The 6,843-nt window shown below is 71.4% G+C and carries 7 protein-coding genes and 1 pseudogene; 4 read left to right on the forward strand and 4 right to left on the reverse strand.

The window, feature by feature from the left end:
* Positions 1-8 precede the first annotated feature (8 nt).
* Complete coding sequence (gene otsB, locus VFZ20_RS27525) at positions 9-800, reverse strand: trehalose-phosphatase (protein ID WP_329687170.1); 792 nt, start codon at positions 798-800, stop codon at positions 9-11.
* 132 nt (positions 801-932) lie between these two features.
* Here otsB and hisIE point away from each other — a divergent pair.
* Positions 933-1,625: pseudogene (hisIE, locus tag VFZ20_RS27530) on the forward strand (bifunctional phosphoribosyl-AMP cyclohydrolase/phosphoribosyl-ATP diphosphatase HisIE); the annotation flags it as partial.
* Positions 1,626-1,713: 88 nt separating this feature from the next.
* Here hisIE and VFZ20_RS27535 read toward each other — a convergent pair.
* The 3 genes from VFZ20_RS27535 to ilvA form a co-directional block, all read right to left on the reverse strand.
* Complete coding sequence (locus VFZ20_RS27535; protein WP_329687171.1) at positions 1,714-2,343, reverse strand: hypothetical protein; 630 nt, start codon at positions 2,341-2,343, stop codon at positions 1,714-1,716.
* A gap of 270 nt (positions 2,344-2,613) precedes the next feature.
* Complete coding sequence (locus tag VFZ20_RS27540; RefSeq protein ID WP_329687172.1) at positions 2,614-2,943, reverse strand: HNH endonuclease; 330 nt, start codon at positions 2,941-2,943, stop codon at positions 2,614-2,616.
* A gap of 236 nt (positions 2,944-3,179) precedes the next feature.
* Positions 3,180-4,388, reverse strand: a complete 1,209-nt coding sequence (gene ilvA, locus VFZ20_RS27545) for a threonine ammonia-lyase (protein ID WP_329687173.1) — start codon at positions 4,386-4,388, stop codon at positions 3,180-3,182.
* Between the two features lie 131 nt (positions 4,389-4,519).
* Between ilvA and VFZ20_RS27550 the strand changes: the two genes are divergently transcribed.
* The 3 genes from VFZ20_RS27550 (at position 4,520) to VFZ20_RS27560 (ending at position 6,690) form a co-directional block, all read left to right on the forward strand.
* Positions 4,520-5,131, forward strand: coding sequence for a CoA pyrophosphatase (locus VFZ20_RS27550; protein WP_329687174.1), 612 nt, complete (start codon positions 4,520-4,522; stop codon positions 5,129-5,131).
* A gap of 260 nt (positions 5,132-5,391) precedes the next feature.
* Positions 5,392-5,586, forward strand: a complete 195-nt coding sequence (locus tag VFZ20_RS27555; protein WP_329687175.1) for a hypothetical protein — start codon at positions 5,392-5,394, stop codon at positions 5,584-5,586.
* A 30-nt stretch (positions 5,587-5,616) separates the two neighbouring features.
* Positions 5,617-6,690: a M42 family metallopeptidase gene (locus VFZ20_RS27560; protein ID WP_329687176.1), complete on the forward strand. Its 1,074-nt coding sequence runs from the start codon at positions 5,617-5,619 to the stop codon at positions 6,688-6,690.
* The last annotated feature ends 153 nt before the right edge of the window (positions 6,691-6,843 follow it).

The following is a 6,843-nucleotide window of genomic DNA, read 5'->3' on the forward strand; positions in this document are numbered from 1 at the left end:
GGCGAAGCCTACCGCGCCGCGTCCGCCAGGGCCTCGAAGAGGGCGCCCACCTCCGCGGGGTCGCGCAGGTACGACGCGGCGGCGGACTCGGCGGACGGCTGCTCGGCGACGAGCACGCCTTCGGCGGCGGGGTCCCAGCCGCGCAGGGCGCGGAAGGCGTCCTCGTCCGTGCGGTCGTCGCCCAGGTAGAGCACGGGCGCGTCCGCCGGGGGGCGCAGGTGGTCCAGCAGAAAGAGCACGGCCCGGCCCTTGTCCCACTCCACGCGCGGCCGCACCTCCAGCACCATCTTTCCCTCCGTCACCCGCAGGGCCGCGTGGCCGTCCACGGCCTCCAGCACCGTCTCGCGCACCTCTTCCGCGCGCTCGGGCGCCAGGCGGTAGTGGATGCTGAGCGTGAGCCCCTTGTCCTCCAGGAACGCGCCGTCCAGCCCCTCCAGGTCCGCCTCGATACGGGCCGCGACCTCCCGCAGCAGGGGGCGCGCGGCGGCGGCCTCGGGGTGGATGCGTTCCAGCCCGGCGCCCTCGATCTCCATCCCGTGGTTGCCCGCGTACGCGATGCCGGCCAGGGCGGCGCGTTCGCGGACGTCCGCCAGCCCGCGTCCGCTGACGACGGCGACGGTCACGGCGTCCATGGCCATCAGCCGTTCCAGGGCGTGGCGGGTGCGCGGCGGCATCTCCGCCATCTCCGGCCGGTCGACGATGGGTGCCAGCGTGCCGTCAAAGTCCAGCAGCAGCACGAGGCTGCCCGTGCGCCGCCACCCCTCTGCCCAGGTCCCGACCCGTTCCAGCGCGTGCTCCATACTTCAGTGCGAAAGTGCGAAAGTGCGAGAAAGCCGCGCCGTTGCAGGCTATTCCCTATTCCCTATTCCCTCGCCCGCCTGTAACCTGTCCCCCGCAGCCACCAAACAACGCCCACGCGCGAAGCCAAGCAACGCATGCCCTGGACCGACCAGATCACCTTCGATGACCGCGGCCTGGTGCCCGTCGTGGCGCAGGACGCGCGCACCGGCGAGGTGCTGATGCTCGCCTGGGCCAACGCCGAGGCCCTGCGCCTGACGCGCGAGACCGGCCGCGCGCACTACTGGAGCCGCTCGCGCCAGTCGCTGTGGATCAAGGGCGAGACCAGCGGGCACGCGCAGGAGATCGTGGACGTGCGCGTGGACTGCGACGCCGACGCCGTGCTCTACCGCGTACGGCAGACCGGCCCCGCCTGCCACACGGGCGAGCGCAGCTGCTTTTACCGCGCGGTGGACGGCGCGGAGGACGGCCTGGGCAAGGCGACGGACCCGCGGCCCATGCTGGCGCGGCTGGAGAGCATCATCGCCGAGCGCGAGCAGGCACGGCCCGAGGGCTCGTACACCACCTACCTGTTCACGCAGGGCGTGGACAAGATCCTCAAGAAGGTGGGCGAGGAGGCGGCCGAGACCATCATCGCCGCCAAGAACGGCGACAACGACGAGCTTCGGTCCGAGTCCGCGGACCTGCTCTTTCACCTGATGGTGCTGTGGCGCCAGCGCGGCCTGGACGCCGACGACGTCTGGGCAGAGCTGGAGCGCCGCTTTGGCCGCGCCCCCCGCGCGGGCTCCGCCGAAGGCCGGGCCAGCCGCGCGTCGGAAGGGACGTAGTGCCAAGTGCCAAGTGCCAAGTGCCAAGTGACGAAAGCGCAAAGTGCCTGGCGCCGACGACTTGGCACCAGGCACTTGTCACTTTCCCTCAATCCGCCCGCCCGGCGGCGATGCCCGCCAGGGGCACCTCGCGGTCGGCCTCCTGCGGCTGCCGGCGCGGGTCCAGGCGCCGGCGGCCCTCCGCCTCGGCGGCGGCCGCGCGGCCGGCGCGCAGCTCGTCGGCGTCGCCGTCGCGGCGAAGGGGGAAGGCGGCGTCCAGGATGAGCTCCGCCTCGCCCGGGTCTGCCCAGCCGCCCGCCAGCGGCTCGTCCCAGTCCACCCGCGACCCGGCCGGGCGGTAGGGCTGCATCCAGTACATCCGCGTTCCGGTGCGGTCGCGCGCCTCCGCGATCAGCACGGACCGGGCTCCCTCCCCGTCCGCCTCCATCTCCGCCTCCATCGCCAGGAGCAGGCAGTCGGGCTTTTTGGTATGCGCGTATCGCGCGATGGTGCCCGACAGGATCTCCGGTGGTACGCCCCCCATTCCATCAGGAACGGGGATGGCGACGGTGCGAAACTCCGGGGTCGCGTGCCCCGGCTTTTCGTGGACGCTGCGCAGGCGGGGCGGGATGTCTGCCCCTTCCAGAGCCGCGCGTCCGATGTCTCCCCTCACCTCGTCCAGGAACCGTGTCGCCATGCCGAGCGTGCGCTCGATCTGCTGCATCTTACTGCGTCCCACGGACCCACTCCCTCCGGTTTGCGAACCACTTTTGCGGCGGATCGGGAGCGCCAACCGCGCTCCCGCCGACGCCGAACCGGCACCCTCAGCCTAATGCAAACCGGGAGCCAGTAGACAAACGTTCCACATAGCTCACACCCGTTTGTTACACATCCTTCCATATCGGACCCGCGGCGAGCTTTCCGCGCGATCCGGAGCAGGAATGAGGGGGAGTGAATCGGGCTGAGAGCGGGAGATGCGGCGAAGGAAGATCGTGGGGAGGGTGCTCGATCAGCCGCGCGGGGGCTTTGCCTGGCGCGCGGCTTCCTGGATGGCGCGGCGGTGGCGGGGCCAGACTTCGGTGGCGTAGTGGAGGAAGTTGGTGCGTTCCTCGGGGAGGTCGGCCAGGAAGGACCACGCGGGCTGGGAGCCCTTGCGGGTGTTGCAGGGCTGGCAGGCGGTGACGAGGTTGCCGGGCGAGTTGTCGCCGCCGCGCATGCGTGGCTGTACGTGGTCCAGGGAGAGCTGTTCGCCGGGAAACACGCTGCCGCAGTACACGCACCGGAACCCGTCGCGCCGAAAGATCCGGTCGCGCAGGGAAAGATCATCCGCCAGGCCCATCACGCTCCTCCCGGAATCATGCCCAGACGCGCGAAGGCCGACGGGGCGCGGAACCGCAGTTCTCTGCGCCCTCTGCGGCTCTGCGTGAGAAATGCGGTTCCCGTCCCGCTCCGGACCCATGCATCACGCGAAGAAGCAGAACCAGCGCGGAACCGCAGTGCTCTGCTGCCCCTGCTCCCTCTGCGTGAGAATGCAGTTCCGCCCGACCACGCACGATGCGGGCTACGCGCGGAAGATCACGCCGGCAGCACCTCGTAGCCCGCATCCACGAGCTGGGCACGGATCTGCTCCACGTGCGCCCGTCCCCGCGTCTCCAGGCCCAGGTCGATCTCCGCCTCCGTCACCCACAGGTCCGCCTGGGCGCGGTTGTGGTCCAGCTTGAGGATGTTGGCACCCGTCTGCGCGAGCGTGGCCGTGAGCGCCGCGAGCGCGCCGGGACGGTCCTTGACCCGCACCCGCATGTACGCGCGGCGGCCGTCCTGCACCAGGCCCCGCTCGATGATGCGCGACATGAGGCTCACGTCGATGTTGCCGCCGCTCAGCATCATCACCACGTTCCTGCCCGCCAGGTCGGCGATGTGGCCGTCCACGACGGCCGCCACGGCCGTGGCGCACGCCGCCTCGGCCACCGTCTTCTCGCGCTCCAGCAGCAGCAGCACGCCCGCGGCGATCTCCTCCTCGCTCACCGTCACCAGCTCGTCCACGTACCGCTCGATGTGCTGGAACGTGGTGTCTCCGATGCGGCGCACGGCAATGCCGTCCGCGATGGTCTCCGCGGGCGGGATCGTCACCACGCGGCCCGCCTCGCGCGCCCGCAAGGCCGCCGGGAGCACGGCGCTCTCCACGCCCACGATGCGCACCTCGGGCCGCGTTTCCTTGATGGCCGTGGCGATGCCGGAGATGATGCCGCCGCCGCCCACGCCGCACACCAGCACGTCCATCTCCGGGCACTGCTCCAGCAGCTCCAGCCCGATGGTGCCCTGCCCCGCGATGATGCCCGGGTCGTCAAAGGGGTGGATGAGCGTCTGCCCCTCGTCGGCCTGGATGCGCAGGGCCTCGGCCATGGCCTCGTCGTACACGGAGCCGTGCAGGACGACCCTGGCGCCGTAGCGCTCCGTGGCCAGCACCTTGACCAGCGGCGTGCGCAGGGGCATGACGATGGTGGCGGGGATGCCCAGCCGCTGCGCGTGGTACGCCACGCCCTGCGCGTGGTTGCCCGCGCTGGCCGCGATGACGCCGCGCCGCCGCTCGTCCTCCGTCAGCAGCATCATGCGGTTGAGGGCGCCGCGCTCCTTGAACGAGCCCGTGCGCTGCAGGTTCTCGAACTTGAACCAGGCGTGCCCGCCAAACATCTCCCCGAACGTCTCCGACGGGGTGCAGGGGGTAAGCACCACCTGCCCGTCGATGCGGGCGCGGGCGGCCTGGATGTCCTGGAGCGTAACCATCGGGAGAAAGTGCAGGGTGACGGATTGGACGAGAACCGTTGCCGAAGTGAACGCAATGTGATAACCTCTCCGCGCGGCGGGGGCAAAGCAAGGCTCCCGGGCCGCGCGCGAGGGCCGAAGCAAACCCGCACGTGACGCCGGATCAACCCAGGATCGCCGCGCTGGCGAGCATTCTCGCCGCGCAGGCGTTCGCGGAGCCGGCGCTGGACCCCGCCCTTCCCCGCGCCGCCGTGGCCATCGTGCTGCGCCCGGGGCCCGACGGGCCGGAGCTGCTGCTGATCCGCCGCGCCCAGCGCGAGGGCGACCCGTGGAGCGGCCACGTGGCCCTTCCCGGCGGGCGCGAGCAGGCGGAGGACGCGGGCCCGGCCCACACGGCCGCCCGCGAGACGCACGAGGAGGTGGGGATCGACCTGGCGGCCCACGGGCGGCTGCTGGGGCCCGTGGAGCCGGTCTGGCCCCTCTCCGGCGGCCGGGCACCCCGCATCCTCGTTCGCCCGTTCGTCTTCTGGGTGAGCGCGCCCGTGGAGGTGACGCCCAACCACGAGGTGGACGAGACGGTGTGGGTGCCCGTGAGCGAGCTGCGCGGGCCCGGCGCCGTGACGGAGCACCTGCTGGAGATCGAGGGGATGGGGCCCATGCGGTTTCCCGCGTTCGGCGCGCGGGGATACGTCGTGTGGGGGCTCACGCACCGCATCCTCACCACGTTCCTGGCGCTGTACGCGATGACGGACGCCGCGGCCTGAACGGCGCCCGCTTGGCGACGCAAGATTCGAAAGTTGGCGGAGTGGTCAGCCGGGCACGGGGACCGCAAACCGCCGTGCCCGCCGCGGAATGCGAGCCGCGGGACGCGCCGCGCACGACGCGGAAGTTGGGGAACACCCGGCGTGGAAACGAGGCCGCATGCCGCGTTTTCGCGCCGGACGGCGAAGTCGACAATGCTCGCACGCAAACTGCTGCAGTAGCAGCCGGGCCTGTCGGAAGCACGGACGAACAGATCGGATCCATGCCGCACGAGCCGTTCACGCTCAAGCTGACCGCCCGCCAGGCCCAGGCGCTGCGCGCCCTGGCCCGGGACGAAGACCTGCCGCCCGAGGTGTACGCGGCCGAGGTGCTGGCCAAGCACCTGTACCACGCCTACACGCCCGACGTGGCCCGGCGCGCCGAGGCGCGCCCCGACGACGACAACGACCGGCCCTGATCTCCGTTTCGGACACACGAAGACCGATCAATGGAAGAGAACGCCTTCGATTTTCTCAAGAAGCTGCTGGATGCCCCCGCCCCGTCGGGGTTCGAGACCGCCGCCGCCCGCGTGTGGCGCGGCTGGGCCGAGCGCTTCGCGGACGACGTGCAGGTGGACGTGGCCGGCAACTCGTACGCGAGCCTGGGGGGCGGCGGCGCCCCGCGGGTCATGCTGGCCGGCCACGTGGACGAGATCGGGCTGATGATCACCCACGTGGACGACGACGGCTTCCTGTACGTGGACGGCATCGGCGGGTGGGACCCGCAGGTGCTGGTGGGCCAGCGCATCCGCTTTCTGACCCGCAAGGGCGACGTGATCGGCGTGGTGGGCAAGAAGCCCATCCACCTCATCAAGCCCGACGAGAAGGAAAAGGCCGTCAAGCTGCAGGACCTGTGGGTGGACGTGGGCGTCCGCAACCGGGACGAGGCCACGGAGCGCGGCATTCGCGTGGGCGACCCCGGCGTGGTCGACACCCAGCTGGTAAAGCTGAGCCCCGACCTCATCGCCAGCCGCGCGGTGGACAACCGCGTGGGCGCGTTCGTCGTCCTGGAGGTGCTGCGTGCCCTGTCGCAGGGGGACAAGCCGGCGGCGGAGGTCACGGCCGTGGCCACCACGCAGGAGGAGATCGGCTTCAACGGGGGCGGCGCGCGGCCTTCGGCGTACCGGGTGGACCCGCAGGTCGCCATTGCCGTGGACCTCACGTTCAGCACGGACGCGCCGGGGGTGGACGCCAAGCAGGTGGGCGAGCACAAGCTGGGCAGCGGCCCCGTGCTGTCGCGCGGCAGCGCCATCCACCCGCTGGTGTTCGAGCGCCTGGCCGAGACGGCGGAGCGCGAGGGCATCCCCTACACCATCCAGGGCAGCCCGCGCTTCACCTCCACGGATGCGGACGCCATCTACCTGCAGCGGCACGGCGTGGCCACGGCCGTGGTGAGCGTCCCCAACCGCTACATGCACAGCCCCAACGAGGTCGTGAGCCTGGAGGACATCGACGCCACGATCCGGCTGATCACGGCGTTCTGCCGCGGGCTGCGCGCGGAGGACGACTTCATCCCGCGGTAGGTCCTCCCCCGGCCTCGCTCAGGCTCGTCCACCCCCTCCCGCAAGCTGCGCGGGAGGGGGTGTATACTTCCACGGGGTTTCCGCACTGTGGCAGGCTTCACCGAGCGATGAAGTTCTCCCCCTCCCCCGCGAAGCGGGGGCAGGGGGCCGGGG

Origin of the sequence: Longimicrobium sp. (assembly GCF_036280135.1) — a bacterium.
Classification (GTDB): Bacteria; Gemmatimonadota; Gemmatimonadetes; order Longimicrobiales; family Longimicrobiaceae; genus Longimicrobium.

Coding starts and splice junctions, on each gene's coding strand:
- otsB (WP_329687170.1), bottom strand. CDS start 800: ATGGAGCACGCGCTGGAACGGGTCGGGACCTGGGCAGAGGGGTGGCGG.
- VFZ20_RS27540 (WP_329687172.1), bottom strand. CDS start 2,943: ATGGGCCTGGCGGATGATCTTTCCCTGCGCGACCGGATCTTTCGGCGC.
- ilvA (WP_329687173.1), bottom strand. CDS start 4,388: ATGGTTACGCTCCAGGACATCCAGGCCGCCCGCGCCCGCATCGACGGG.
- VFZ20_RS27555 (WP_329687175.1), top strand. CDS start 5,392: ATGCCGCACGAGCCGTTCACGCTCAAGCTGACCGCCCGCCAGGCCCAG.
- VFZ20_RS27560 (WP_329687176.1), top strand. CDS start 5,617: ATGGAAGAGAACGCCTTCGATTTTCTCAAGAAGCTGCTGGATGCCCCC.